Source organism: Synechococcus sp. R55.7 (assembly GCF_047461955.1).
Classification (GTDB): Bacteria; Cyanobacteriota; Cyanobacteriia; order Thermostichales; family Thermostichaceae; genus Thermostichus.
Genome location: NZ_JANSIC010000008.1, coordinates 1 through 24,333, shown reverse-complemented (window position 1 = coordinate 24,333; position 24,333 = coordinate 1). Strand labels below are relative to the sequence as shown.

Sequence of the window (24,333 nt, the reverse complement as noted above, 5' to 3'; positions counted from 1 at the left end):
AGTGACCAGCCACTAGTCACTAACAGAAGGCGGGGCTTCCCGCCGGTCTAGCTAAAACCAAACCGAAAATGGAAGAAGTTTACTTACCAGAGGAGACCCTTTGCGCTTGGCTGTGGGAAGACCTGGGGCACGGCGACCTCACCACAGAGCTGACCCTACCCCCAGGACTGGAGGGTGAGGCGGTAATCCTGGCCAAGGAGACAGGGATCCTGGCCGGCCTGGAGATTGCCAAGCGGGTTTTTCGGCTGGCGGATCCCCAGGTGGAGTTCATCCCTGGAGTGGAGGAAGGGGCCAGGGTGGCTGTCCGTCAAGAGGTGGCCCACCTCAAGGGATCCCTGAAGGGCATTCTGGCGGGGGAGAGGCTGGCGCTCAATCTTCTCCAAAGGCTGTCCGGCATTGCCACCCTCACCCGCACCTATGTAGAGGCTCTCCGGGGAACCTCAACCCAGCTTCTGGACACCCGCAAGACCACTCCCGGCCTGCGCGCCCTGGAGAAGTATGCTGTACGGGTAGGGGGCGGCAAAAACCACCGCTTTGGGCTGTTCGACGGCATTTTGATCAAGGAAAACCACATCATTGCCACGCAACGCTGTTGCGACCGCGGCGCGGGAGGCGTTTTGGCAGCCGTCAAGCGGGCCAAGGAAGGTGCTCCCCACCACCTCAAGGTGGAGGTGGAGGTGCGGGATCTCCAGGAACTGGAAGAGGCTTTGGCAGCAGGAGCCGATCTCATCCTTCTGGACAACTTCACCCTGGAAGAAACCCAGGCCGCCGTCCAACGGGTGGGAGGGAGAGTTCCCCTGGAGGCCAGCGGCAACATGACCCCAGAACGGGCCAGGCAAGTGGCCGAGGCAGGCGTGAATTACGTCAGCGTCGGGGCGCTCACCCACTCGGCCAAGGCTTTGGATCTCTCTTTGCTGGTGGTGTGACCCTGAGCCAAGTCCTCGCTGGACACTGCTTTATTGCTACGCAACGCTGTTGCGACTGATGCTACTTTGAGAAGACAACCTAAGCCCAGCTCCAGCTCAACCGGGCGCCGCGAAAGGCTTCGCCGGGCATCTGGGTTGGGGGTTGCTTCTCTTGCCGGCTCAGATACCCCCCAAAGCAGAGTCGACCAACTCCAGGAGATGGGCTTTCCGTTATTGCTGCGCGCTGCTCCTGCAAACGCATTAGCGGGACAAAGTCCTCAGATCGTGTCCAGCCTCCAGAGGAACAAAACCGTTATTGCTACGCAACGCTGTCGCGACAAGAAGTCGAAAATGAAGGGAGAAACCCCATTGCTACACAACACTGCCACAATCGTCCAGGAGATTGCCCGGCTCAAACAGGAAAGGCAGGCAGTTATCCTCGCGCATTCGTATCAGCTCCCCGAAGTTCAAGAGGTGGCGGACTTTGTGGGAGACTCCTTAGGACTGGCTCGGGAGGCTCAAAAGACGAGCGCCCAGGTGATTGTCTTTGCGGGCGTGCATTTTATGGCGGAGACGGCTGCCATCCTTAACCCGGAAAAGACGGTGCTGCTGCCGGATCTGGAGGCGGGCTGTTCCTTGGCCGATAGCATTCGCCCGCAAGATGTGCTGCGGTGGAAGGCAGCCTGCCCTGAGGGCCTGGTGGTGGCCTACGTCAACACCGCTGCCGAGATCAAGGCTCTGGCAGATGTCTGCGTAACCAGCGCCAACGCAGTTCAAGTGGTGGCCAGCCTGCCCCCGGATCGCCCCATCTTCTTCGTGCCGGATATGTTTCTGGGAGCCCACGTTGCTCAAGTAACCGGAAGGGAGCTGGATCTCTTTCCGGGAGAGTGCCACGTGCATGTTGGCATCCGGGAAGAGCACCTCAAGGCGATGGTGGAAGAGCACCCTGGAGCAGAGTTCCTCATTCACCCGGAGTGCAGTTGCGGCTCTAGCTGTCTCTTCCTCAAACCGGATGCCAAGCTGCTCTCCACCGAGGGCATGGTGCGCTACGCCAAAGCTTCAGAAAGCCGCGAGTTTGTGGTGGCCACCGAGGTGGGCATTCTTCACCGGCTCAAGAAAGAAGCTCCAGACAAAACTTTCATCCCTGTCAAGGCAGAAGCCGTCTGCGAGTACATGAAGAAGATTACCTTGGAAAAGATTTACCGCTCCCTGCAGGAGATGCGCTACGTGATCCAGGTGCCCCAGGAGGTGGCTGAGAAGGCTCGCCGTTCCATCCTGGCCATGCTGGCAGTGCCCGCCGGAGCCTAGAGGTGGAGGGGAAGAACGGGGCGCCGCCCTTGTTAGAAACAGACCTGTTGATCCTGGGAGCAGGGGTGGCGGGGGTGTACGCAGCCCTGTGGGCCGAAGCCCAGGGGGCGACAACTCTGGTGGTAAGCAAGGATCCCCTTCCCTCTGGCTCTACCCCTTGGGCGCAGGGTGGGGTGGCTTTTCCTGTGGATGAGGCGGACGTAGAAGCCCATATCCAAGACACCTTGCAAGCGGGCCGCGGCCTGGTGGAAGAAAAGGTGGCTCGCTCCATTGTGGAGGAAGCACCCTTGCACCTGGAGAGACTTTTGCGCTGGGGCCTTCCTTTCCATCCCCAACCTGTCCGGGAAGGGGGCCACTCCCAAGCGCGGGTACGCCATCTGGGGGGGGATCGGAGCGGACTGTGGCTTCTGAGAGGTTTGCTGGCTCGCCTCAACAGGCTGCCTTTGCAGGGCTACACAGCCCTAAGCCTTTTGCTGGCGGGGGACAGGGTAGGGGGGGCCTTGCTGCTTGGCCCTGAAGGGCCGGTGGAGGTGAGGGCCGGGGCAGTTCTCCTGGCTACGGGAGGATTTGGCAGCCTTTTCCCCGTCTCGACAGCTCCCCCGGGGGCCACCGGCGACGGAATGGTGCTGGCCTGGCGGGCAGGGGCCACTCTCAGGGATCTGGAGTTTGTGCAATTTCACCCCACGGCCTTGCCCAATGGAGCGCTGGTGAGCGAGGCAGTAAGAGGAGAAGGGGCTGTTCTCCTCAACGCCTTGGGGGAGCGTTTTATGCCTCGCTATGCGGAGCTGGGAGAGCTGGCGCCGCGGGATGTGGTAGCTCGGGCCGTTTTCTGGGAGCGGCAGCAGACAGGGGGAACCTACCTGGATCTGCGGGTCGTCGAACATCTGGAGGAGCGCTTTCCCACCGTTGTTGCCTCTGCCCGCGCCTTGGGGCTGGATCCCACGAAGGATCTGCTCCCAGTTGTTCCCGCGGCTCACTACGTGATGGGTGGGATCCGAACGGACACTTTCGGCTTCACCGGCCTGCCGGGCCTTTATGCTGCTGGGGAGGTGGCTTCCACGGGTCTGCACGGAGCCAATCGCTTGGCTTCCAACAGCCTTTTGGAAGGGCTGGTCATGGGCAAGCGGGCCGCCTTGGCTGCCTTGCAAGATTTGGGAGAGGTGAGCTTTCCCCGACAGCTGCAGAGGCTACCCGTTCTGGCGACGTCTCCCGACATCCTGCCGGCTCTCAGGCATCGAGTTGGGGAAGCTTTGGGCGTTGTGCGGGAGGGAACACGGCTGCGGGCTTTTCTGACCTTTGTCAAGGCACTTCCCCTGCAGGAAAAGCCTTGGGCCACCCGGGAAGAGGCCGAGGCAGGCAGTCTGCTTTTGCTGGCCCGTCTGGTAGCTCAGGGGGCGCTGCTGCGGGAGGAAAGCCGCGGGGCCCATTTCCGCGAGGATTTTCCTCAGGAAGGGGAGCCTTTCCATACGGAGGTGCGCGGTTCAACTTTTTTCCGGAGACCTCTTGATGCTACGCATTGCTAACGGCAACAGGCATTCCACTCATGGTGAAAGACGCCCGGCCTGTCGATGCGCTCGAAGGTGTGGGCCCCGAAGAAGTCCCGCTGGGCTTGGGTGAGGTTCTGGGGCAGGTTGGCGGTACGGTAGCTGTCGTAGTAGGCCAAAGAAGCGCTGATGGCCGGGATCGGGATCCCCAGGGCAGCCGCCGTGGACACCACCCGCCGCCAGGATCCCTGCCGCTCCTGGAGGGCCTGCTTAAACTCCTCATCTGCCCAGTCTACGCGGGTGTAGTGTCTCTAGTATCGACGAAATCTTCAAGTAGAGCCAGTATAAGCTGCCTCGGTGAGGGAGGATTCCTGGTAAAGGCGGGTGGCAGGAGGAAATCCACAGGCGCTGCCATCTTTGTGGATCACTTTCTCTTCCCAGGGCAGGCGATAGGCCCCATTCACCAAATCCTGCATGTAGGTGTAGGGGCAATCTTGGGCTCCGCCTTTGACGGCCACATAGCCACGGTGTCCGAATTGATAAATGTTGTTTTCCACACCCCAATGGATGCGAGCTTCCCGCACCAAATCTGGGCGCACTTCGCCAGTAATGATTTCATCAGGGCGATGGGATCCCATGACCAGGGGGGTGCCATCAAAGTTGCAGATCATGCCCTCCCCCATAGAATCAAACGTGCCATCCGACCCACACATACACACCGAGGCCGTCACCATCAAATTGCAAAAGGCATTGGCCTGATTGGTAATTTGCCAACTGTGGCGAATGGGGGCAGTATATCCGGCAGTGCGCAACATAATCTCGGCCCCTTTGTAGGCACACTCGCGGGCCATTTCTGGAAACATGCCATCATGACAAATGATCAGGGCAATCTTTGAGCCATTCGGGCCATCACAGACAGGGATCCCTAAATTTCCCGGCTCCCAAGGTTCGACGGGAACCCAAGGATGCAGCTTGCGATAGTACAGTTGTAGGTTCCCTCGATTGTCGAGAATAATGCCGCTGTTATAGGGATTACCCTGCGGGTTGTATTCCATGATTGAGAAGCAGCCCCAAATATCGTTCTCTCGGCAGGCGGCACTGAAGGCAGCTACCTCTGGTCCATCCAGTCGGCACATGATCTCCGGATTAGTGTCCATCGACAGGCCGTGCAGAGAGTACTCCGGAAAGACCACCAAATCCATGCTGGGCATGCTGCGGCGAGCCTTCCCCACCATACTGACTATCTTTTGGGTTTGCGCCGCCAGATCATCGGGAGTAACCACATTGGGTAGCTGCAGTTGCACCAGTCCCAATACAACACCGTTGGGAGTTTTATTCAGGCCACCGAGTCCACTCATGATCAAATCCTTTGCTGATGAAGATGGAATGGGTTAGAGAGTTAGTCGAATGGATTTAAGAACTTGTAAAAGCCGATGTATCGATTTGCTATCTAGCAATCCCAGCTTAGGTAGATAATGGTAGGTAATGGGTGAACCTTGCTGTAACAAGATAAATTGGTAGTCTTCTCCATTTGTAGCTAATCCCCAAACAAATTCTTGATTTTTTATTCCTTTGTAAGCATAGGTCAATAATTGGGCGATGGCCAGGCTTGTAGCTACTGTTCCTCCCTTGGTTTCTATCACGAGGATCCAAAAGCTCTCTCTTGCTCCTCTTCTAATGGCGAGTAAGTCTACACGACCTTTGATGGCAACTTGGCCTTCTTCCTCCTCAACGATAATATCGGCAATATTTTCTTCTAGATTAATTTTGATGTCGCTCGATAGAAAGCCTGCCAGTTTGAGAAGTGGAGAAACAAACAGAAATTTGACTTGCCCTTCATTCAGAGTGTCATCGGCCAGATAGCTAAAATACAATTCCTGGAGTTGGGTCAGCTCCTCAATCTCCCGTTCAGTCAAAGGGGGTAAGTCCAGTTTTTCCTCGAACTCTAAAGAATCTCCCCGACACAGCCCTAAGAGCTCGTGAACCTCTCTCAGAGTCAGGGTATTGGCAGGTCGGGTTTGTACAGCGGTCATAACCAGGGATCCCTAAATCGGGTTCACTTCGACTATAGCCAGTCGGCTACTTCCCGGTGCCCAAGGCCCCAGGCATGCCTGCCAGGGTTCGCCGCGGAGAACTGGTCAGGATCATGATCCCCAAGGTCAGCACGTAGGGAGCGGCATTCCACAGGTAGTAGTTGGACTGCACACCCACCGACTGCAAGGCTGGCCCAATCGCCTGAGCTCCGCCGAACAAAAAAGCAGCCAATAAACACTGCAACGGGTTCCACTTGGCAAAGATCACCAGGGCCACGGCCATCAAGCCTTGTCCGCTGGAAATGCGTTCTGTCCAACTGCCGGGGTAGTATAGGGACAGGTAAGCTCCTCCCACGGCTGCCAAGAAGCTGCCTGCCATGATGCACAGAGCCCTTACCTTGGGCACCGAGATCCCCATGGCCCGTGCTGCATCGGGGTTGTCGCCCACAGCCCGCACGAATAGGCCCCAACGAGTGGAGCGAAAGAACCAGTGCATGACAAAGGCCAGGAGGATCCCCAGCAGCAGAAGTGGGCTCAGTTTTAGGGCAGCTTGAATGGCAGGACTGCTGCTCCAATTTCCCAACTCAAAGGCAGGTAGCCGGGGGGCTGCGGGCTGAATGAAGGGTTTGCCCAGGTAAAAGGCCATTCCACTGCCAAAGATGATCATAGCAATGCCCACCGCAACATCGTTAACCCGAGGTTGTTGGGCCAAAAAGGCGTGGATCCCTCCCAAGGCTAAACCGGCAAACCCGGCCACCAATACCCCTAACCAAGGCGCGACCACACTGCCTGCCGTGTTTTGGGTGAGGAAGGAGATGGCGTAGGCGCTCATTGCCCCCATCAACAGGGATCCCTCTAGGCCGAGGTTGATTTTGCCGCTTTTTTCCGTCAGACACTCCCCCAAGCTGACGAACAAAAAAGGCGCACTTCCCCGCAAGGTTCCGGCGATCACCGCCAAGGGGATCCCCCACCATCCTAGGGCTTCTGTTTCCATCTGAGTTTTTCTCCTGACCACTGAATTGGTTACTTGACCAAATCATTGCTACTTCGGGGGCCAGTTATCTAGGCTGGTTCTGAGGGTTCTCGATCCCGAAAAAAGTCGAAGCGCCCGTAGAGGGATTCGCTGTAGAGAATCAGCAAAAAGACAATGCCCTGAAACACCAACACAGTAGCATCCGGCAAATTGTGGGAGCGCTGCAAAATGCTGCCGCTGGCCAGGATCCCTCCCAGGAGGATAGCCATCGCCACTGCTGCGGCTGGGTTTTGTCGAGCGACAAAGGCCACCAGAACGCCGCTGTAGCCATAGCCCACAGTCAAGGACTCATTGGCCCGCCCGTGTACGGCAGCCACCTCTACCATGCCCGCCAAGCCGGCACAGGAGCCGGCCAGAAAGGTGATTAACAGTGTGAGTTTACCGACAGCAATCCCCACCATTCGGGCCACCTTTGGGTTACCCCCTATTATGCGCACCGAAAAACCCAACGTGGTGCGTTGAATCAACACATAGGCAACCAGGCAGGCAACGATGCCATAGACCAAGCCGAAGTGGATGCGGGTGCCCCATAGCCGACCCAACATGTTGGCCTCGTCAACGGCAAAGCTGGAGGGCTTGCTCAAGAAACTGGGATCCCGCAGCGGCCCCCCCACCCAATGGTTCATCAGGGCAATGGCAATGTAGTTCATCAACAGGCTGCTGATGGTTTCATTCACACCCCGGTAGTGGCGCAGTGCCCCCACCACCATGATCCACAGGCCACCGGCCACCATGCCCGCCAAGGCCATCAGGAAAACGACCACGGGTGGAGCCAGGGATCCCGCCCACAGCCCCATCGCCACAGCTGCCACCCCCCCCATCACCAGAGCTCCTTCATTGCCGATGATCACCAGCCCCATGCGGGCCGGCAGGATGGTACACAGGGAGGTGAGCATCAGGGGAGCCGCCCGTTGCAGAGTATTTTGCCAAGAGAACCAACTGCCGAAGGCAGCTCTGTAGATGGAGCCATAGACGGCGAAGGGATTTGCGCCGGCCATGGCACAAAACAAGCCGAAGATCAACAGCGAGGCCAACAAAGCCCCAAAGGGCAGTAGGATCGGCTCAAGGCTGGAGCGCCACCGCAGCGGAACCGAGCGGGAAACAGCAGAAGAGGTGGTAGCCATCAGCTAGAGATACTCCCGATCACGCCTTCCACCAGGTAGTCCATGGATTCCAGCTCGATTGCCCGCTGGCCGTATTCCACTCCGGCAGGGATCACCTCTTTGCCGGTATTGTCTTTGAGAGGGCCTTTGTAAATGACCAACGAGCCAGCTTGCAACTGGGCAAGGGCCGCTTCTCCAGCTTTTTTGGCCTCATCGCTGGCTGCCGATCCCCAGGGGGAAGTTTTAATGAATTTCTCTTTGATACCCCCCCGAATGAGGTGGGGGATCCCACCGTTCATCAGGGTTTTGCCCGCCTGGATGGCTTCGGCAAACTGGGTATAGACGCTTGTCCAGTCGTATTCAGCGCCCGTCAAATAGCCCTTGGGAGCCAGCGCCGCTTGGCTGGTGTTGTGACCACAGCTCATCAGACCTCGCCGCTCTGCTGTTTCGATAACGATTTTGGGACTGTCCACATGGCAGGTGAGCACATCGATGCCTTGGTCGGCCATGCTGTTGGCAGCTTCTGCCTCTTTGACAGGTAGAGCCCAATCTCCCGTAAAGATCACCTGAGTGGTGATGTTGGGGTTGACACTCTTGGCTCCTAAGGTAAAGCTGTTGATGTTGCGCAACACAATGGGAATGGGTTTGGCGGCGATAAACCCAAGGCGGTTGCTTTTGGTCATGGAACCGGCCAGCACCCCGTTGATGTAGTGGCCTTCATCCAAGTAGCCGAAGTAGCTACCGACGTTTTTCGGATGCACTCCCTCAATGTAAAGTCCACCGGCGTGAAAGAATTGTACCTCTGGATATTCCTTGGCTACCCGCAAGATATGGGGATCGTAGTAGCCAAAAGAAGTGGGAAAGAGTACCGTTGCCCCATCTTGCTCGATCATGGCCCGCATGGTTTCTTCCACGGCCACCGTTTCCGGCACATTTTCTTCTTCAACGGTTTTCACCCAAGTTAGGCTGGACAAGCCAACTTTTCCCTCTGCATGGGCCTGGTTCCAGCCAAAGTCATCTTTGGGGCCAACGTAAATAAAGCCGATGGTGATCTCTTTCTTGTTCTGGGCCTGGGCACGCCACAACTGTGAGGTCAAGGTGATGGCAGCGGCGGCAGCACCAGAGCGAAGGAGCTGCCTACGAGTGTACAGATGACGAAACAATGGCCGGCTCATGTTGAGAATCCTATTCGTGAATAAGCTTTCTGGAAAGACGAGACCCAGCAGACTCGGTGAGGTTCTGAACCTCTGCTGAACCCCTGGCAGCAACTACTGTATTTACTAGATAGCCTCTATCGAGAAGTTTTGGTAGTCTAAATTACAGTTTTCTCGATTCAAAGTTTTGATGCTTCACTTTATGCTGGCAAAAGTCCTTCCCGCTCACCCAAAGTTCGGTTAGCCCGTTTTTGGCACTGATAACATTCTCAAGTCTGATGAGTTTTGCGAGTGGGTTTTATGGGTTTTCAATGGCAAGAGGGTGTTGTTCTGGCCGGCCCGGATCTGGTTCCCCATCGCTGCTCCCGCTTCGGGGTAGAACAAGACACCGTTACCTGCATGGAACTGGGGGATCCCATTGTTGGGTTGGAACAGAGATCCTGGGTGATTTTGCCGGCTTTCACCAACAGCCACACCCACATGGGGGATAGCTGTCTGCCGGATGGGGCGACAGGCCTGACTTTGGAAGAGGGGTTCTTCCGACCTGACGGCTACAAATATCGAGAGTTAGCCAAACAGTCGCCGCAACAGCACCTGGAACACATCGCCGCTCACCTGCGCTACATGGCGGCAACGGGCACCATCCGACACATCGATTTTCGCGAGCAGGGGGTCTACGGCTGCCAACTGTTGCGGGAAGCTGCAGCCCAAACCGGGATCCACTCAGTGATCTTGGGCCAGTTTGAGAGCCTCCCTTTCAGTGAGGAGCAATTGCGGCAAAATCGGGATCCCTTAAACCCCCAAGCCTATCAAGAATTGCAAGAGATTCTGGCAGTAGCAGATGGATTTTCCGAGAGCACCCTGAACGATTTGACGGAACCCGCCTGGCGGCAGATCCACGACCTGACCGAGAAAATAGGCAAGCTGCGGGCCATCCACTGTCTGGAAAATGAGGGGTATCGAGAGGTCAGTCTGGCCATCGCCGGACGGGGAGATTTGGAGCGTGCTCTTGATTTTTACCGTCCCCATTTGGTGATTCACGCAACGGTGGCCAACGCAGCGGAAATTCAATTGCTCTCCCGGCATCGGGTGAATGTCGTTTTGAACCCACGGGCCAATGCCAACTTGGGACTGCCTCTCCCGCCGATTGCCCGCCTGCTGGAGAGTGAGGCCAATCTCTTGCTAGGCACCGACAACGGACTTTTGAATAGCCCGAACCTTTTGGCAGAGCTGGATTTCACCTACAAAGTGGCCAAAAGCCAGTTTGGAGATGCGGTGCGCCCTGATCCAGTCGAGATTTTGAAGATGGTGACCAGCAACATCCGACATTTACGGCCTCTACTGGGATCCGATGTGTACGGCTATTTGGATGTGGGGCTGCCCGCCGATTTGGTGGTGCTGGACTTCACCCGTCCTCATTTGCGGGCCAGTCGTCATCTAATTGCGTCGATTCTCACTCGGGTTACCCCGGCAGATGTGGTGCTGACGATGCGGCAGGGCCAGGTACTGTGGCGGGATCCCCAGCGGGTCAACTGATGTCGAAGCTGCGACTGGGAAAAGCTGGTGAAATGCGATTATTCCTGTCTATTTCTGGAAGCGATGTAGGCTCGCCACCCCCCCCAAGCGGTGATGTCCAATTGCCCCTCACACAGGTAGGGTTCGGCTAGGATCCCCAGCACTTCCTCCCCTTCTGCCAAAAGAATGCGGCCCACTGACAAGCCTGGCGGCTCTTGCAAAAGGAGTTGACCCAACCCATGGGCAGGGATTTCCCAAATCTCCAGAGCAATTGCAGAACCGCCCTGGCAAACCCGTACCATGCCTGGATAAAGACCGTCGATGGACCAAAGCCGATAACAAGCGGCTGTTTGGGCTTCCCGCACAAAGCGACCCCCAATTTGCAGTAGGTTCTCATTGAGGGGTAGCCCCCGCATCAGGGTGCCATTCACGGCCAATTTAATGTCCATATCAAATCAAACAGATTCTCCCGCCTCCGGATCCCCGGCCAGAGAGGGATCCCAAGACCTCCTCATGCTACCCGTTGCTAACGGGAACAGGTGCTCCACTCATGGTGAAAGACGCCCGGCCTGTCGATGCGCTCGAAGGTGTGGGCCCCGAAGAAGTCCCGCTGGGCTTGGGTGAGGTTCTGGGGCAGGTTGGCGGTACGGTAGCTGTCGTAGTAGGCCAAAGAAGCGCTGATGGCCGGGATCGGGATCCCCAGGGCAGCCGCCGTGGACACCACCCGCCGCCAGGATCCCTGCCGCTCCCGGATGGCCTGCTCGAATTCCTCATCCAACAGCAGGTTCACCAGCTCTGGATCCCGTTTGTAGGCCGACTGGATCTCGCCCAGGAAGCGGGCGCGGATGATACAGCCCCCCTTCCAAATCCGCGGAATCTCACTGAAGGTGTAGACGTAGCCGTGGGCAACAGTGGCTCTTTTGAGCAGGGCCATCCCCTGCGCATAGGAGCAGATTTTGGAGCAGTAGAGGGCGGCGCGCAGATCTTGGATAAAGCAGTCGGGATCCCCTGCAAAAGTTGCGTCGGGCCCCTTCAACTGGGCAGAGGCAGCCACCCGTTCCTCTTTCATCGACGAGAGGATGCGAGCTTGCACCGCCGCTTCAATGGTGGGCACTGGTACCCCCAGATCTAGAGCGTCCTTGACTGTCCACAAACCGGTGCCTTTTTGCCCAGCCTTATCCAGAATGAGATCCACCAACGGCTTGCCGGTTTCCGGATCCAGGGTTTGGAAAATCTTGGCGGTAATTTCAATTAGGAAAGATTCCAGCTCTGTTTCATTCCAAGCCTGAAAAATCTCCTGCATCTGCGAGGCCGACAGCTTCAAAGCCCTGCGCATTAGGTCGTAGACCTCGGCGATCAGCTGCATATCGCCGTATTCGATGCCGTTGTGTACCATCTTCACGTAGTGCCCGCCCCCTTTGGGCCCCAGGTAGGTGACACAGGGGCCGTCTGGCACTTGAGCGGCAATTTTGGCCAAGATGGGCTCCAGTTGTTGGTAGGCCTCTGGGCTGCAGCCGGGCATGAGGCTGGGGCCGTTCAGGGCTCCCTCTTCCCCGCCGCTCACTCCCATGCCGACAAAGTGGATCCCGGTGGGGGCGAGGGCTTCGGCACGGCGATCGGTGTCGGTGTAGAGGGAGTTGCCGCCGTCGATGATGATATCCCCCGGATCCAGCAGGGGTTTAAGCTCGTCAATCACCGCGTCTACCGGCGCACCCGCCTTGACCATGATCAAGAATTTGCGGGGCCGCTCCATCAGTTGCACCAATTCCGGCAGGCTGTAGGCGGGGGTGATCCGTTTGCCTTGGGCTCGCTCCCGCATGAACTGGTCGGTTTTGGAGCTGGTGCGGTTGTAGACGGCAACCGGGAAGCCATTGCGCTCGACGTTGAGGGCCAGGTTTTCCCCCATCACCGCTAGGCCAATCACCGCAAAGCTGGGCTTGCTCATAGTTGGGCACTATCGACACCTCACCCAATCTAGAGGCCAATCTGACCGACGGGGCTCAGGGATCCTGTTTTCTTCACCTTTGCCGGCCCTGATTCAAGGGCAGCCCAAACTCTCACGGGTGGTTACGCCGGTTATCGGGTGGGATCCCTCAGCTCGCTCACACAACTGCCGCTTTGCCGCCCGATCCACATAGGCTTCGCTGAAATCGGCGCCGGCAATCTGCGCTCCTTGCCAAACCGCCCGTGCGGCAATGGCTCCCGTGAGCTTGGCCCCTCTGAGATCGGCTCCTGCCAAATTGGCCAGATCCAAAAGGCTATTGCTCAAATCGGCACCGGATAGGTTGGCCCCCGCCAGATTGGCCTTGGTGAATGCCGCCCCCGAAAGGTTGGCCCCGTGCAGATCGGCGCCCTGCAGGTTGGCGCTGACAAAGCTGCTGCCCCGCCAATCTTGGCCGGATAGATCTTGACCTTGCAGATCGGCGTTGTTGAAGTTGAGACGGGCTTGGCTGCCCGCTATGGAGCCCCAGAGGAGCCAAAGCAGCAGAGTGGCCGCCAGCAGCATGCCCAGCTTCCCGAAGTCGCGCCAGCAAGTCGAGGCGTTGGATTTTGGGGCCATCGAGGATCCCTAGATTCTCTACCCCCATTCTTGCCGATTTTCCCCTTGCCCACTGAGAACTGGGATCATTGCGTTGCAGCAGAGACAGCCGTTATCCGCCGTAGGTTACATTCCGCTCGGTGGTGCGAAATTGCAGGATCGTCAGCCCCACCACAATGAGAAACAGGACGATGGATTGTGCGGCAGCCCTACCCAAATTGCCTGAAGACACTCCGATTTTGTAGATCTCGTAGATCAACACCGAGGTGGATCCGGAAGGGCCCCCAGCAGTCAGCAAGTCAATGGTGCCAAAGATATCGAAAAACGCATAGGTCATGTTGGTAATCACCAAAAAGAAGGTGATGGGAGAAAGCAGCGGTAGGGTGATGGCAAAAAAGCGACGCACAGCCCCGGCTCCATCAATGGCAGCCGCCTCCAGCAGATCCTTGGGCAGGTTTTGCAGGCCGGCAAGGTAAAACAAAATGTTGTAGCCCATCTGCTTCCAAACGCTAGCAAAGATCACCACCCAAGGGGCCAAGTTGGGATCGCTGAGCCAGTTTAAACGGGGGATCCCCACCAGGCCCAGCAAATGGTTGGCCACCCCTCCCAAGGGGTTGAACATGATAAAGAAGATGATCCCGGCCACCGCCGGAGAGATGGCGTAGGGCCAGATCAGCAACACCCGATAAATCGCCGCCCCCCGAATCGGCTGATAGGCCAGCGTGGCAATCAACAGGGATCCGCTCAACCCCAGCACCACGATGGCCGCCGAAATGGCAAAGGTAATCCCCAGGCTGCGCAGATAGGTGGAATCCGTCAGCAAAGCGGTAAAGTTATCCACACAGACGAAGCGGCTGCGCGGCGCCCCCACAAACGTGAGCAGGGTGGAAAGGCGGAAGGTATCCAGCCCTGGGTAGTAGAGAAACACCACCAAGATCGTGAAGGTGGGCAACAAGAGCAGCCACGCCAGCCACCACTGCTTAAAGATGCCCCTCTCCTGAACAGCTGGGCCGGGGATCCCCAGGCGGCGCTCCTGCTCCTTCTGCGTCCACGCCAACAGCGGCCAGAGGGGAATGGCCATGCCCGCCAGCACCAGCCCCACGCCAAAGGCCATGTCGATGGCCTTGCGCTCCGGCTCAAAAGTGCAAAAATCCAGGGGCGCCATAAAAATCAGGGATCCCAGCCCTCCTGCTAGGCCCCCCAGCACTGCCCCCACCGGCACAGGCCACTCGATGCGTCGAAAACGGAGCCCCATCCAGAGGGATCCCAGCAACCCCGCCAACAGGGGCAGCAGCACTTGGATGAATCCCAACATCGCCTCTCACCTCGGCTTTGCTCTTCACAAGAGCCTCGTCAAAACCCAAAAAGGGGCAGGCCGCCGCCCACCCCCATCCCTCAATAACACCCCTGGCCCATCGACACTGGGGCTACTGGTAAAGGGAGTTGTACTCGGCCAGAAGGCGGTTGGCCTCCTCGTTGGCCTTGGCCATGGCCTGGGCCGGATCCCCGCCTTTAAGCATCAGATCTTCCATGGTTTGGGTCACCACGTTGCGAATTTCGGGGAAAGCCCCCAGCAGCGCCCCCCGAGTGGCAGGGGTCACCTTGGAATTGTTGATTTGGTCGCTGGCGGTGAAGAAGTTGGGGTTTTCCTTGAACCAGCCCTTCGACTCCAGCAAGGCTACCGAGCTTTTCCGAATGGGCAAGTAGCCGGTCACTTGGTGCCACTCGGCAGCATTTTCGGTGTTATTGAGCCACAGCATGAAGGTCAGCGCCCCCTCTTCCACCTCCTTGGGCAGATCCTTCACCAGCCAGAGGCTGGCTCCCCCGATCAAGTTCCCCGTCCAACCCTTGTCGGCGTTGTAGGGCATGCGGGTGGTGACCAGCTCGATGTTGTTTTGCTTGGCAGCGTTGGTGATGTTGGCGGCATCGGCGCTGCTGGTGATGGCCATGGCGACGGTACCGGTCTGGATGGCCTGCTCGGTGGCTGCCCAATCCCGCTGCTTGCCGCTGTAGATGTAGTAGCCTTTGTCATACATCCCTTTCCACCAGGTGGCGATGGCAATTGACGGCTCCGAGTCCAAAAAGACCTGGGTGGCACGGGCGGCACGGCCATTGTCGTTGTTGGCCAAGAGGGCATTCTGCTGGGCCATCCACTGCTCGTAGAACCAGCCGTGATTGGGCCAGGTCACACAGCCCTGGGGAGCGTCGGGGAGGGCCATGATCTTTTGACAAGCAGCCTCCAGCTCTTGCCAGGTGGCCGGCGGCTTTTCGATCCCAGCCTTCTTCAAGATGGCCGTGTTGGAGTAGAGAATGGGGCTGGAGCTGTTCCAGGGCATGGAGGTAAATTTGCCATCCAGGGTGTAGTAGCTCACCACCGGCTCGATAAAATCGTCGAAATTCACTGGGATCCCGTTCACTTCGGTGCGATTGCCCAGAGCCTCGGCAATGGACTTGAAGTAACCAAAATCCCGTGCCCGCTGGGTGCCCACCTCAAACCATTGCACCACCGAAGGAGCAGCATTTTGTTGAATGGCCAGGTCGGTGGCTTGCTGAATTTCTTCGTAGTTGCCGTAGCCTTCGACCGTAACTTTGTATTGAGGAAATTGCTTGTTGAACTCTGCCGCTTTTCCGCGGGCCCAATCCAGGCGGTTATCGGTAAAGGCAATCCAAACTTTGACTTCGGCAGGAGACTGAGCAAAGCTGTCGGCAGCCAGAAGAGCAGCAGCAGACGCAGCCACCAGGCCAGCCGCAACAGCCAGGAAAGTACGACGGGTATTCATAGAAAAATGCAGTCGCATTCGCTAAGGGCACCTCTGAGATTACAGCACCGACATTAAGAGCAGGTTATGTCTGGCGGGATCCCCTCGGGAGGTGAACCTTCAGGCCAAAGTCAGAGTCAGACAGGGTAAAGGCTGAGCCTGGGTTATGATCGACAACCTCTCTAGGGGTCTCGAAAAATGAGAATGAAAATGAAAACCGCAAGCTTTTGCCTGTTATTGGTTACTGCCCTCCTGATGGCGCTTGCTCCCTTTGCGCAGGCTCGCCCCCGTCAACGCACTCGCACAGCCACCACGCCAACGGCTGGATCCCTGACCCCGAGCGGTGAGCGCACCTTCACTCACTCCGGCACCTACACTGGCACCGGGCCAAGTGGCAGATCGGGTAGTGGCACCTATTCCGGCCAGGGATCCCGGCAATTCATTCCCGGTCAGGGGGTGGAAGGAGACTATTCCGGCCAAGTCACTACCCAACAAGGTCAGACCTGGAACCTGAACCATCAGCACACCACTACTCACACACATGAGGGTTGGCAACGGCAGGGCAGCACCACCCTGCAAAACGCCGAGGGCAAGACGGTGGGCAGCAGCTCGAGCCTTATCGAGGGCCAAGCGGGGCAAGGCTGGCAGCGCAGCGGCCAATTCAACAATGCTCGCGGCCAAACCTACACCACCGAGTCGAGCAGCACACCGACCGGGCCAGGACACTGGCAGCGGGAAACTCGCGTCTTCAATGCCCAAGGGGATCTGCTCGGTGGCTCTGATACCGATGTGCAGTACCGATTTGTACCAGGGCAAGGCTGGGTGAAAACAGTAGAAGGCAATACCCTGAAAGGTCAACCGATCCGCCGCACCACCACAGTCGGCCCCAATCCGTGAAGGATTTGCAGGGATCCCCTCCTCAGCTTGGCTTGGCATGCCGCCGCAGTGCCTGGATCCCCGCGGCCAGGGCAAAGAGCGCGATCAGCAGCAAGGTACTTAGGGCCGCCGCTTGCTGGGTATAGCCCCCTTGTTGCAAGCCAAAGATGAGCCACCCAAAGGTCTCCGAGCGGGAGGTCACCAAGAGGGCGGAGAGGGTCAGCTCGGCAAAAGATTGCAGAAATACCAGCAACACTGCCGCCGTCAGGGCTGGCGCCAGCAGCGGCACCAAGATGTGGCGAAAGGTTTGCAGCAGGGAGGCCCCGTCAATACTGGCTGCCTCCTCAAGGCTGGTATCCAAGCTGCGCCACGCCGCTTGCAGGGGCTGCAGTGCCAGGGCCGAGAACCGCCCCAGGTAGGCCATCAGGATCAGCCATAGGGTGCCGTAGAGGCTCAGCCCCGGCAGGGGAGGAGGCAACCACACCAAGATGAGAGACAAAGCAAAAATCAGGCCCGGCAGGGCATAGGGCAAGTCCACGATGAAGCTGAGCAGGGCCAACAGCGGCACCTTCAAGCGGGTCAGGGCATAGCCCAAGATCGTCCCTATCCCGCTGCAGAGCAGTGCCGCTCCTCCCGCCAAGCCCAAACTGTGCAGCGTGGCGCGGCGGGCCCGCTCCAGATCAAAAAGAACCATGCGGAAATGCTCCAGGGTTAGGTTAGACCAGGTCAGGGGCAGGCCATAGGCCCGCAGCAGGGCAGTCGCAGCCATGGCCAGCAAGGGCCCAAGAACGACCAGCAGAGCTGCGGCGAAAAGGATCCCGCTGAGCAGCCAACCCAGCCAGCCCAGGCGATAGGGATCCGGAGGCGCCTCGCCGGGATCCAACCCCTCCTGACTCCGCTGGGGCCAGCTCAAGAAGAAGAGGGCCGGCAGGCCAAAGAGCAACGCCAGCGCCGCACTGCGCCCAAACCCATCGCCGCTGAAGTTGATCACCTCCTGGTACAGCAGAGTGGGCAAGGTCAGGTAGCGCCCCGGGATCCCCAGCAAGGCCGGGATCCCGAAATTGCCCCAGGCCCCCAGGAACGCCAGTGCTGCTGCTGCCGCCACAGAGGGCCGTAACAGAGGCAGCGTGACGTAGAGCCAAACCTGCAGCAGGTTTGCCCCATCCAGTTGGGCCGCCTCCTGAGCCTGCTTGGAGAGCCGGCTCAGGCCCGCCACCAGCGTCAGATAGGCAATCGGCAGCACAAAAAGAGCCAGCAACAGGATGATCCCCGCCGGTGTGTAGAGGCTCCACAGGGATCCCTGCTTTCCCAAAATCCAGCGCAGCCCCTGCTGCAGATAGCCCACCGGCCCAGCCCACTGGATCCAGGCCAAGGCCAAAACCTGGGGCGGAATCACCAGAGGAGACAAAAAGAGCAGCCGTAGGATCCCGCGGCCCGGCAGATCCGTCTGGGTGGTGAGCACCGCCAGCAGCAGAGCGGCCCCAAGAGCCAGCGCCGCTGAGGCCGCGGACACCCAAAGGCTATGGCGTAGCGCCAGATGGACGCGAGGCGTTTCCAGCAACCAGCGGATGTTCTCACCTTCGCCGCCCAAGGCCCGCTGCAGCAGCCTCCAGAGGGGATAGACGTGGGTCAGAGTCACAAGGGCGGCTACAGCCACCAGCCAGGGGATAATGGGGTGCCTCAACCCTTTGCTCAAGTCCTTCCACCGCAAGACTTGGCCAGCGTCTGGCCAGCTTGATGTCAACCTATTCCCCAAACAACTTGGCAAAGCGAGCCTTGTCGGCCTCGCGGCTCTCGGCCAACTCCGTCGCCGGCACGCTTAAGATCTTCAGCTCGCTCAAGGCGGGGAACCCTTTCGGAGGTGTGACATCCTGCCGCAGTGGCATATAGCCCATCCCTGCAGCAACCTCCTGCCCCTTCTGAGACAGCAAGAAGTCCACAAAAGCCTGGGCAGCTTCCAGGTTGGGCGTTCCTTTTACAATTCCCACCGGCTCTGTAATCAATGGCACACCCTCCTTGGGATAGACCACCTCCACTGGGGATCCCTCGTTGCGGCTGCGAATGGCGAGAAAGTCCACCACCATGCCGTAGCTTTGTTCGCCACTGGCGACGTTGCGAGCCACAGCGCCATTGCCTTGCACCAGCACTGCCTTGTTCTTTTTCAGGGCTTCGTACCACTCCCAGCCCAAGCCGGGGGTGCGGGTGATAACCCCCAAGTTGTAGGCGGCGGCGCCCGAATAGGTAGGGCTGGGCATCACCAGTTGGCCTTCAGGAACCTGGGCCAGGGCTGCCCAGCTATCGATGGGCTGGGCTTTGGCCGTGTTGTAAACGATCACCGTGGCCAAGATCTTGGTGCCGAAGTAGTGGCAGTCTGGGTCGTAGTAGGTGGCAGCGATGGCTTTGGCCTCAGGGCTGCAGTAGGACTCCAGCAAATTGCGGGCTTTCAGCAGCTCAAAGGTGGGCGCATCGGCCACCAACAACACATCTGCCTGGGGGCTGCCCTTTTCTGCTTCTAAAAGAAAGCGGCTGATCACCTCCTCGGTGCCGGAGCGAAAGATCTCCACCGAAACCTCTGGATAAACTTCCCGAAATGCAGCAACAGTTTTCTGAGCATCTGCATCGGGTTGGGAGGTGTACAAACGCAACGTCCCGGAAGGCTTAGCCCAGGCTGAGCTCAAGGATCCCCACGCAAAAGGCTGGGCAAAAGCCACGCTGCAAAGCACCGCCAACAAAGATAGAGGACGCACGGTGATTCTCCTAACCATTCCAAAATCGGTTTTTGCATTTACTCTCACTTTACTGCCGATCTGGCACAAATGAGAGCATTGCCCAAATTCACCGGAGAATAAGCCTGTATTGCAGCTTTTCAGACAACATCTATCACAGCCACTATAAGTCACAACCACATGGATATGGATAGAAGCACCCCCTGCGTAGCAGGGATCCCACTTCGCTCACAAAACTCGCAGGAAGCCGGGGGAAGCTTTGGCTTCGGGGTTCCCAGGTTTCCCCCTATTTTAGGAGTTGAATACAGCTCAGAATACCTCAATAAAATCATCCAAAAGTTATTTTCTGGTTATTTTGAGATTAAGTTCTGATTAAGAAAAATTACCGGCCAGATTGTGAGAGGAAAAAGCACAGCTTGGTTCAACCAGCTATGCTTTTTGGAACCACATACCCTGTACTTTGGCTATAGGGATCCGAAAGCGTCTTCCTTATCTAGCTCCTCCTAGAGAAGCTTAACCAAGGCAACCAGCTTCCGACTCCACCCGCCGGCTTGCCGTCGTATCCGGCACCCCCGTCGACAACCGGTAACGCCTTCCACGGTAGTACCACCCCAGCCGCGATACGCCACGGTCAGACCAAAAGCTCACAAGACTCCTCCTGCTTTGCTCCTTCTCCACCCCCCTCGCAGACACTTTTCGCCCCGAACTCAACCGTTGCCTTGGGGCTAGGTTGGGCCCGGAAAGGCCTACAGCAGGCGAGTTTTGAGGTTTAGTTTAAGGCCTGCCCAGTGTTGGGAAGCGGGCGGACGGAATCGAACCGACAACAGCAGTTTGGAAGACTGCGGTTTTACCATTAAACTACGCCCGCACGGGCATTCAGCGATGCTGAATATCTATGGTAGCATCTCTCGGCGGTGCCCCTTCCCACTCAGAGTTTGGAGAAAAATCCATCTCCATCAGCGGGACAGACTTCTCCGGTAGGCTGGGCTTACTTGCTCTGGAGATCTTTCTGGCGTTTCCTTTGCCATTGGCGAAACTCTTTCTCGTAGCGTTCACCCTCCGTTTGGTAGGCGTTCCAGCCCTTGAGGGCAACGGTCAAGCCCCACCCCATGAGTATAAACAGCGACCAAGATAGCCCTCCACCGGAGAGCCAGTCTAAGCCCAGCAAAAAGCTGTTGACAATTCCATAGCGGCCCAGCAGTTGGTAAAACTGCCGACGGCGGTAGCGCTGGAATTCTCGGTGTTGGCTGTTCAGCTCTTGCCAGGCCTTCCATTCCTGCTCGGCCAAGTCCAGCTCTTGGGGGGAGATCCCCAGTTCGGCAGCCATCTCCTGCAGTTGGGAGCGGGTGAACTCGCCCAGGCGTGGCTGGCGGGCAATGGCCCGCTGGAGGATCTGCTGCACGTCCTCTTGGCTGTACCGGGATCCCGACATTTGGCTGACTTACATATAACTTCGTAAACTTTATATCTCTTAGTTTGGGCTAGCTGGATCTTGCGCCTTATGAAGCTCCCTCCGCCGCGGGATCCCAACCGTTAGACTAAACCTAGACTGCGAGCCTCCTTCTCTGGGGTTAAGTGTCCCTGTACTGCCTGTGATCTGTGCTTGCCAGTAGGGTTATGGCCTCCACCCGCTCTAGATCTTACCTTCGCCAGAGTCGTACCTCCCTATTGAGCGATCTGCTGCAGGCTTTGCCGCACCTGCGCCCACAACTGTATTTCAAATCCTCTTTGGTTGCCCTCAGCCACGCCATTGAGGATCAGGTGCTGCAAGGGCAGGGATCCCCGTGGGTATTCGCTAACTTTCAAAAGGAGCGCTACTACCGCCAGGAGGCACGGCGCTACCAGCGCATCAGCGCAATGGCCCAAGACGTGTTTGTGTTGGCGACCCCAGAAAAGGATTTTGCTCAGACAGACCTGCCCTACCACACCATTCCCTTGGATCCAGAGGATCCCTTGGTGCAGGAGTGGCACTTGATCGTCATCGATGCCCACTATGCCACCTGCCTCGTGTGTCGAGAACGCTTGCAGATGCAGCGGGAGCGTCCTTGGCAAAGCAGCGATATGGATGCAGCTCGCCAATTTGATGGGATCTGGTCATTTGATCGTCAGATTACAGTCCAAGCGGCTTTGGCCCTGTTGCCCAAGATCCTCAGTTACCGACCGGATCTGGAACCTCGCCTTGAGCCCCTTCGCCAGTACCTCAAGGGATCCCCGCAAAACTCCGCCAGCCAACTGAATCCAGGCCCCTTTACCGAGCGGCTGATCACCTATCTCCAGGCAGGGCAATACAAGCTGCAGCGGGCCTACCGCACCATTCGGGCGCAAGAGCGCAAAGAGCATCTGATCAACCGCATCAGCAGTGCCATTCGCCAGTCTTTGGATCCCGGCGAGATTTTGGCAATTGCTGTGCAGGAGCTGGGGCAGGTGGCAGAGGTGGGGCGATGTTTGATCTACCGTTACGATGGCCAGGCCCCTGCTGTTCAGATTGAGCAGGAGTACCGCACCCTAACGATGGGCAGCCTTAAGGGATCCCTGTGGCCTCTTCCCAGCAACCCTTTTTTGCGGGAGGCAGTAGCCTCGGCACAAGCGGTGTGCTGCGAGGATACCCAAAAGGATCCCCGCCTGCAGCGAGTGCCGGAGCTGTGGCAGCCGGCCCAAATTCGGGCTTGGGTGGCCATGCCGATTCTCTATCAAGGGCGGTTGCTGGGCCTATTGGAGCTACACCACGAACACCCTCACCGCTGGCAGCCGGCCACTCTGGAGTTGGCAGAAGCCATTGCCAACCAAGTGGGGGTAGCCCTCTTGCAGGCAGAAGCCTATCAGCACCTAGAAGAGCTCAATCGCCAGTTGGCAGCTCTGGATCAGGCCAAATCAGAGCTGATTGCCGTGACCGGACACGAGCTGCGCACCCCGCTGTCCACCATTCAGGTGTGTTTGGAGTCTTTGGCCAGCGACCCCGACATGCCCCTGGAGATGCGCCAGGAAATGTTGAACACAGCCCTGCAAGATGCCGATCGGCTGCGGGAGTTGGTGCAGGACTTTCTCACCCTCTCCAAGCTGGAAAGTGGTCGCGTTCGCTGGCATATCGAGCCGTTGTCTGCTCAAGAATGTGTGGAGCTGGCCCTGAGCAATGTCAAAGCGCGACGGCGGCACGAAGACTTGCCCACCATCGAGCAGGTGCTGCCCAAACGGCTGCCAATGGTTAGGGCGGATGGGGAGTGGCTGGTGGAGGTGTTGCGTAAGCTGCTGGACAATGCCTGCAAATTTACCCCTTCCACCGGACGGATCTGGATTCGGGCAGAAGTGGAGCCACCAGCCGGTGGATCGACGGGGGCGATGGTGAAGTTCACTGTTGCCGACACCGGGCGCGGCATTGAGCCAGACCGGTTGCAAGCCATCTTCGAGCGGTTTTATCAAGCAGAGGGATCCCTGCGGCGCTCGGTGGGTGGGACGGGCTTGGGGCTAGCCATTTGCCGACTGATCATTGAGGCCATGGGGGGGCGCATCTGGGCAGAATCGGGGGGGATCAATCAGGGCAGTGCCTTCCACTTCACCCTGCCGATAGCGCACCCACACACCCAAGGACAGCCCTCGATCGCTGCTTGAGACTCGAAAGGTGAAGGACCACCGGCCCACTTTGCCTCTGGGATCCACCTGGCAAATTCCAGCTCGAATATCAAATCCCACAAATGGCAATAAAGCTGTTCCCCAGCCCCCCTCTTCTTTGGCAGAAGGGCTGAGAGTGGTCGCGTCAGCGGCGCGGAGCGCTTGGGGAACGAGGTACCTATTGGGCGCGCCTCAAACGGGCTTGGAATGATCCGACAAACTCAGGCAGCGCTCCCGAATGGCTTGTAAGTTCAGGGCCAAATCTTGGCAAATGCGGCGCTCCACCAGACCGACAGGCATTCTGCGGGGAGGCTTGACCTGCAGGTGGTAGGTGAGCAAGGTTTGATGGGCCGACCAATCGGCCAGATCCCAAAACCCCTCGAAGATAAGAAAATCCCCTTGTGTTTTTTGGAAGCGAAGCTGCTGAGGAAAGATCTCCTCGATAGCCAGCACCACCGCAGCAGAAAATTGGGCAAATAAAACCTTTTGGGATCCCACTTGACGTACCAGTGTGCGGCCATTCTCACGGCCAATGACGCGACTTTCCACCAAGTTGGGAATAAACTCCGCCAGATGGTCGTAGTCGGTCAAAACCTGCCAGACCTGCTGCCGCTCCACCGGAATCAGGACGCGACCTCGCACTTGGCGGCGGCGCTCCCCCAAATCCTCCACCTCCACCTGGATGTCTGAGGACTCCGTCCCGCTGACGCCAGCAGGAATGGGGATCCCATCTTCTGGGGTGGGGTCTTGGGGATCCCATTCAGGGTCAGAAGGCATGGCGAGAACTTCAGTCGCGTAGGTGCTGTAGAGCAGTGCGGAAACCGGAGAGGGAATCGATTTTTGACTGGACAAACCATTCGCCAGCAGTTCCAATAGGCTGCCCCCCTGTGTTTTCTATTGTATCAGGCAACTGTATAGCAGATAACGAACTCTAGGGGAGAAGGGCCTGGAACCAACCGACGATCACCTGCCAAACCTGTTCTAGAAGGGCAAAGGGATCCCGCAACTCCTGCAGCACCTGCCGCGGGCCAATTCTAAAGACCACGTACAACACGGCCAAGATGATTACAATCCCCACCGTTGTCCAGATGGCCTCTCGAACCACCCGCACCCAAAAAACCAGCATAAAAATGGCGATGGCTACAGCGGCAACCAGCGGCAATGTGTCCAGTACCATCGGATCCCACCTCGTTTGGCTCAGATGTTTCAGATTTAACTCCACTGTAGCCAGCTTGAACTGAAAACAGGTGTTCGTAGATGTCCGTTGACAAGGGATCTCCTCTCGTAAAATG

The 24,333-nt window shown here is 57.9% G+C and carries 21 protein-coding genes, 1 tRNA gene and 1 pseudogene; 6 read left to right on the top strand and 17 right to left on the bottom strand.

Translation table 11 applies throughout. The features are described from left to right. The first annotated feature begins 68 nt into the window (after positions 1–68). The 3 genes from nadC to NW820_RS01115 all read left to right on the top strand — a co-directional run bounded on the left by nadC (position 69) and on the right by NW820_RS01115 (position 3,736). On the top strand, positions 69–926 hold the full coding sequence (nadC, locus tag NW820_RS01125) for a carboxylating nicotinate-nucleotide diphosphorylase (RefSeq protein WP_011434043.1): 858 nt from the start codon (positions 69–71) through the stop codon (positions 924–926). A 198-nt stretch (positions 927–1,124) separates the two neighbouring features. After that, positions 1,125–2,213 carry a quinolinate synthase NadA gene (gene nadA / locus NW820_RS01120; RefSeq protein ID WP_414342299.1) on the top strand — a complete coding sequence of 363 codons (1,089 nt, stop codon included), beginning with the start codon at positions 1,125–1,127 and terminating at the stop codon, positions 2,211–2,213. Positions 2,214–2,242: 29 nt separating this feature from the next. Continuing rightward, on the top strand, positions 2,243–3,736 hold the full coding sequence (locus NW820_RS01115) for an L-aspartate oxidase (protein WP_414406451.1): 1,494 nt from the start codon (positions 2,243–2,245) through the stop codon (positions 3,734–3,736). Here the strand turns inward: NW820_RS01115 and NW820_RS01110 are convergent. The 6 genes and pseudogenes from NW820_RS01110 to NW820_RS01085 form a co-directional block, all read right to left on the bottom strand. Continuing rightward, positions 3,733–3,975 (bottom strand): annotated as a pseudogene (locus tag NW820_RS01110) (NADP-dependent phosphogluconate dehydrogenase); the annotation flags it as partial. The gene NW820_RS01115 and the pseudogene NW820_RS01110 sit on opposite strands and share 4 nt — an antisense overlap. 51 nt (positions 3,976–4,026) lie before the next feature. Beyond that, entirely contained in the window at positions 4,027–5,055 is a 1,029-nt protein-coding gene (locus NW820_RS01105; protein WP_414357565.1) for a formamidase, read from the bottom strand. Between the two features lie 33 nt (positions 5,056–5,088). Then, positions 5,089–5,730 carry a restriction endonuclease subunit R gene (locus NW820_RS01100; RefSeq protein ID WP_414357564.1) on the bottom strand — a complete coding sequence of 214 codons (642 nt, stop codon included), beginning with the start codon at positions 5,728–5,730 and terminating at the stop codon, positions 5,089–5,091. 46 nt (positions 5,731–5,776) lie between these two features. After that, entirely contained in the window at positions 5,777–6,724 is a 948-nt protein-coding gene (locus NW820_RS01095) for an ABC transporter permease (protein WP_099812292.1), read from the bottom strand. Positions 6,725–6,792: 68 nt separating this feature from the next. Next, on the bottom strand, positions 6,793–7,887 hold the full coding sequence (locus NW820_RS01090; RefSeq protein ID WP_414406450.1) for an ABC transporter permease: 1,095 nt from the start codon (positions 7,885–7,887) through the stop codon (positions 6,793–6,795). After that, a complete protein-coding gene (locus tag NW820_RS01085) occupies positions 7,887–9,041 on the bottom strand; it encodes a BMP family ABC transporter substrate-binding protein (RefSeq protein WP_414406449.1) in 1,155 nt (384 codons plus the stop codon). The genes NW820_RS01090 and NW820_RS01085 overlap by 1 nt, the downstream gene beginning before the upstream one ends. A gap of 279 nt (positions 9,042–9,320) precedes the next feature. On the opposite strand from NW820_RS01085, the gene NW820_RS01080 reads away from it, so the two are divergent. Further along, the gene (locus NW820_RS01080; RefSeq protein ID WP_414406448.1) at positions 9,321–10,556 is read left to right on the top strand and encodes an amidohydrolase family protein; all 1,236 of its coding nucleotides are present in this window, start codon (positions 9,321–9,323) and stop codon (positions 10,554–10,556) included. Positions 10,557–10,594: 38 nt separating this feature from the next. Here the strand turns inward: NW820_RS01080 and NW820_RS01075 are convergent, their stop codons facing one another. The 5 genes from NW820_RS01075 to NW820_RS01055 all read right to left on the bottom strand — a co-directional run bounded on the left by NW820_RS01075 (position 10,595) and on the right by NW820_RS01055 (position 15,854). After that, entirely contained in the window at positions 10,595–10,984 is a 390-nt protein-coding gene (locus NW820_RS01075) for a gamma-glutamylcyclotransferase (RefSeq protein ID WP_099812288.1), read from the bottom strand. A gap of 77 nt (positions 10,985–11,061) precedes the next feature. Continuing rightward, on the bottom strand, positions 11,062–12,480 hold the full coding sequence (gndA, locus tag NW820_RS01070; protein ID WP_414383833.1) for an NADP-dependent phosphogluconate dehydrogenase: 1,419 nt from the start codon (positions 12,478–12,480) through the stop codon (positions 11,062–11,064). Positions 12,481–12,573: 93 nt separating this feature from the next. Continuing rightward, a complete protein-coding gene (locus tag NW820_RS01065) occupies positions 12,574–13,095 on the bottom strand; it encodes a pentapeptide repeat-containing protein (protein WP_414329417.1) in 522 nt (173 codons plus the stop codon). Between the two features lie 91 nt (positions 13,096–13,186). Next, the gene (locus tag NW820_RS01060) at positions 13,187–14,389 is read right to left on the bottom strand and encodes a carbohydrate ABC transporter permease (protein WP_414406447.1); all 1,203 of its coding nucleotides are present in this window, start codon (positions 14,387–14,389) and stop codon (positions 13,187–13,189) included. Positions 14,390–14,501: 112 nt separating this feature from the next. Continuing rightward, on the bottom strand, positions 14,502–15,854 hold the full coding sequence (locus NW820_RS01055) for an ABC transporter substrate-binding protein (protein ID WP_414406446.1): 1,353 nt from the start codon (positions 15,852–15,854) through the stop codon (positions 14,502–14,504). A gap of 189 nt (positions 15,855–16,043) precedes the next feature. Here NW820_RS01055 and NW820_RS01050 point away from each other — a divergent pair, with 189 nt between their 5' ends. Beyond that, positions 16,044–16,730: a hypothetical protein gene (locus NW820_RS01050; protein ID WP_414406445.1), complete on the top strand. Its 687-nt coding sequence runs from the start codon at positions 16,044–16,046 to the stop codon at positions 16,728–16,730. A 22-nt stretch (positions 16,731–16,752) separates the two neighbouring features. On the opposite strand, the gene NW820_RS01045 is transcribed toward NW820_RS01050, so the two are convergent. From NW820_RS01045 to NW820_RS01030, 4 genes are all read right to left on the bottom strand, one after another. Continuing rightward, the gene (locus NW820_RS01045; RefSeq protein WP_414342291.1) at positions 16,753–18,393 is read right to left on the bottom strand and encodes an ABC transporter permease; all 1,641 of its coding nucleotides are present in this window, start codon (positions 18,391–18,393) and stop codon (positions 16,753–16,755) included. A 61-nt stretch (positions 18,394–18,454) separates the two neighbouring features. Then, entirely contained in the window at positions 18,455–19,456 is a 1,002-nt protein-coding gene (locus tag NW820_RS01040) for an ABC transporter substrate-binding protein (RefSeq protein WP_414357554.1), read from the bottom strand. Between the two features lie 776 nt (positions 19,457–20,232). After that, positions 20,233–20,303, bottom strand: a tRNA-Gly gene (locus tag NW820_RS01035). 120 nt (positions 20,304–20,423) lie between these two features. Then, a complete protein-coding gene (locus NW820_RS01030) occupies positions 20,424–20,867 on the bottom strand; it encodes a 2TM domain-containing protein (RefSeq protein WP_011434035.1) in 444 nt (147 codons plus the stop codon). A gap of 185 nt (positions 20,868–21,052) precedes the next feature. Here NW820_RS01030 and NW820_RS01025 point away from each other — a divergent pair, with 185 nt between their 5' ends. Next, positions 21,053–23,041, top strand: a complete 1,989-nt coding sequence (locus tag NW820_RS01025) for a DICT sensory domain-containing protein (protein ID WP_414406444.1) — start codon at positions 21,053–21,055, stop codon at positions 23,039–23,041. 192 nt (positions 23,042–23,233) lie between these two features. Here NW820_RS01025 and NW820_RS01020 read toward each other — a convergent pair whose 3' ends face one another. Then, positions 23,234–23,818 carry an SRPBCC family protein gene (locus NW820_RS01020; protein ID WP_414342286.1) on the bottom strand — a complete coding sequence of 195 codons (585 nt, stop codon included), beginning with the start codon at positions 23,816–23,818 and terminating at the stop codon, positions 23,234–23,236. Between the two features lie 154 nt (positions 23,819–23,972). Further along, positions 23,973–24,218 (bottom strand): hypothetical protein, encoded by a 246-nt coding sequence (locus NW820_RS01015; RefSeq protein ID WP_049749597.1) that lies wholly within the window; start codon positions 24,216–24,218, stop codon positions 23,973–23,975. Positions 24,219–24,333 lie beyond the last annotated feature (115 nt).

What these genes read in the sequence shown, in the direction of transcription:
- NW820_RS01030 (WP_011434035.1), bottom strand. Translation starts at nt 20,867, where the DNA reads ATGTCGGGATCCCGGTACAGCCAAGAGGACGTGCAGCAGATCCTCCAG.
- NW820_RS01015 (WP_049749597.1), bottom strand. Translation starts at nt 24,218, where the DNA reads ATGGTACTGGACACATTGCCGCTGGTTGCCGCTGTAGCCATCGCCATT.
- NW820_RS01095 (WP_099812292.1), bottom strand. Translation starts at nt 6,724, where the DNA reads ATGGAAACAGAAGCCCTAGGATGGTGGGGGATCCCCTTGGCGGTGATC.
- NW820_RS01105 (WP_414357565.1), bottom strand. Translation starts at nt 5,055, where the DNA reads ATGAGTGGACTCGGTGGCCTGAATAAAACTCCCAACGGTGTTGTATTG.
- NW820_RS01100 (WP_414357564.1), bottom strand. Translation starts at nt 5,730, where the DNA reads ATGACCGCTGTACAAACCCGACCTGCCAATACCCTGACTCTGAGAGAG.
- NW820_RS01075 (WP_099812288.1), bottom strand. Translation starts at nt 10,984, where the DNA reads ATGGACATTAAATTGGCCGTGAATGGCACCCTGATGCGGGGGCTACCC.
- NW820_RS01065 (WP_414329417.1), bottom strand. Translation starts at nt 13,095, where the DNA reads ATGGCCCCAAAATCCAACGCCTCGACTTGCTGGCGCGACTTCGGGAAG.
- nadA (WP_414342299.1), top strand. Translation starts at nt 1,125, where the DNA reads ATGGGCTTTCCGTTATTGCTGCGCGCTGCTCCTGCAAACGCATTAGCG.
- NW820_RS01090 (WP_414406450.1), bottom strand. Translation starts at nt 7,887, where the DNA reads ATGGCTACCACCTCTTCTGCTGTTTCCCGCTCGGTTCCGCTGCGGTGG.
- nadC (WP_011434043.1), top strand. Translation starts at nt 69, where the DNA reads ATGGAAGAAGTTTACTTACCAGAGGAGACCCTTTGCGCTTGGCTGTGG.
- NW820_RS01055 (WP_414406446.1), bottom strand. Translation starts at nt 15,854, where the DNA reads ATGAATACCCGTCGTACTTTCCTGGCTGTTGCGGCTGGCCTGGTGGCT.
- gndA (WP_414383833.1), bottom strand. Translation starts at nt 12,480, where the DNA reads ATGAGCAAGCCCAGCTTTGCGGTGATTGGCCTAGCGGTGATGGGGGAA.
- NW820_RS01085 (WP_414406449.1), bottom strand. Translation starts at nt 9,041, where the DNA reads ATGAGCCGGCCATTGTTTCGTCATCTGTACACTCGTAGGCAGCTCCTT.
- NW820_RS01050 (WP_414406445.1), top strand. Translation starts at nt 16,044, where the DNA reads ATGAAAACCGCAAGCTTTTGCCTGTTATTGGTTACTGCCCTCCTGATG.
- NW820_RS01025 (WP_414406444.1), top strand. Translation starts at nt 21,053, where the DNA reads ATGGCCTCCACCCGCTCTAGATCTTACCTTCGCCAGAGTCGTACCTCC.
- NW820_RS01080 (WP_414406448.1), top strand. Translation starts at nt 9,321, where the DNA reads ATGGGTTTTCAATGGCAAGAGGGTGTTGTTCTGGCCGGCCCGGATCTG.
- NW820_RS01020 (WP_414342286.1), bottom strand. Translation starts at nt 23,818, where the DNA reads ATGCCTTCTGACCCTGAATGGGATCCCCAAGACCCCACCCCAGAAGAT.
- NW820_RS01060 (WP_414406447.1), bottom strand. Translation starts at nt 14,389, where the DNA reads ATGTTGGGATTCATCCAAGTGCTGCTGCCCCTGTTGGCGGGGTTGCTG.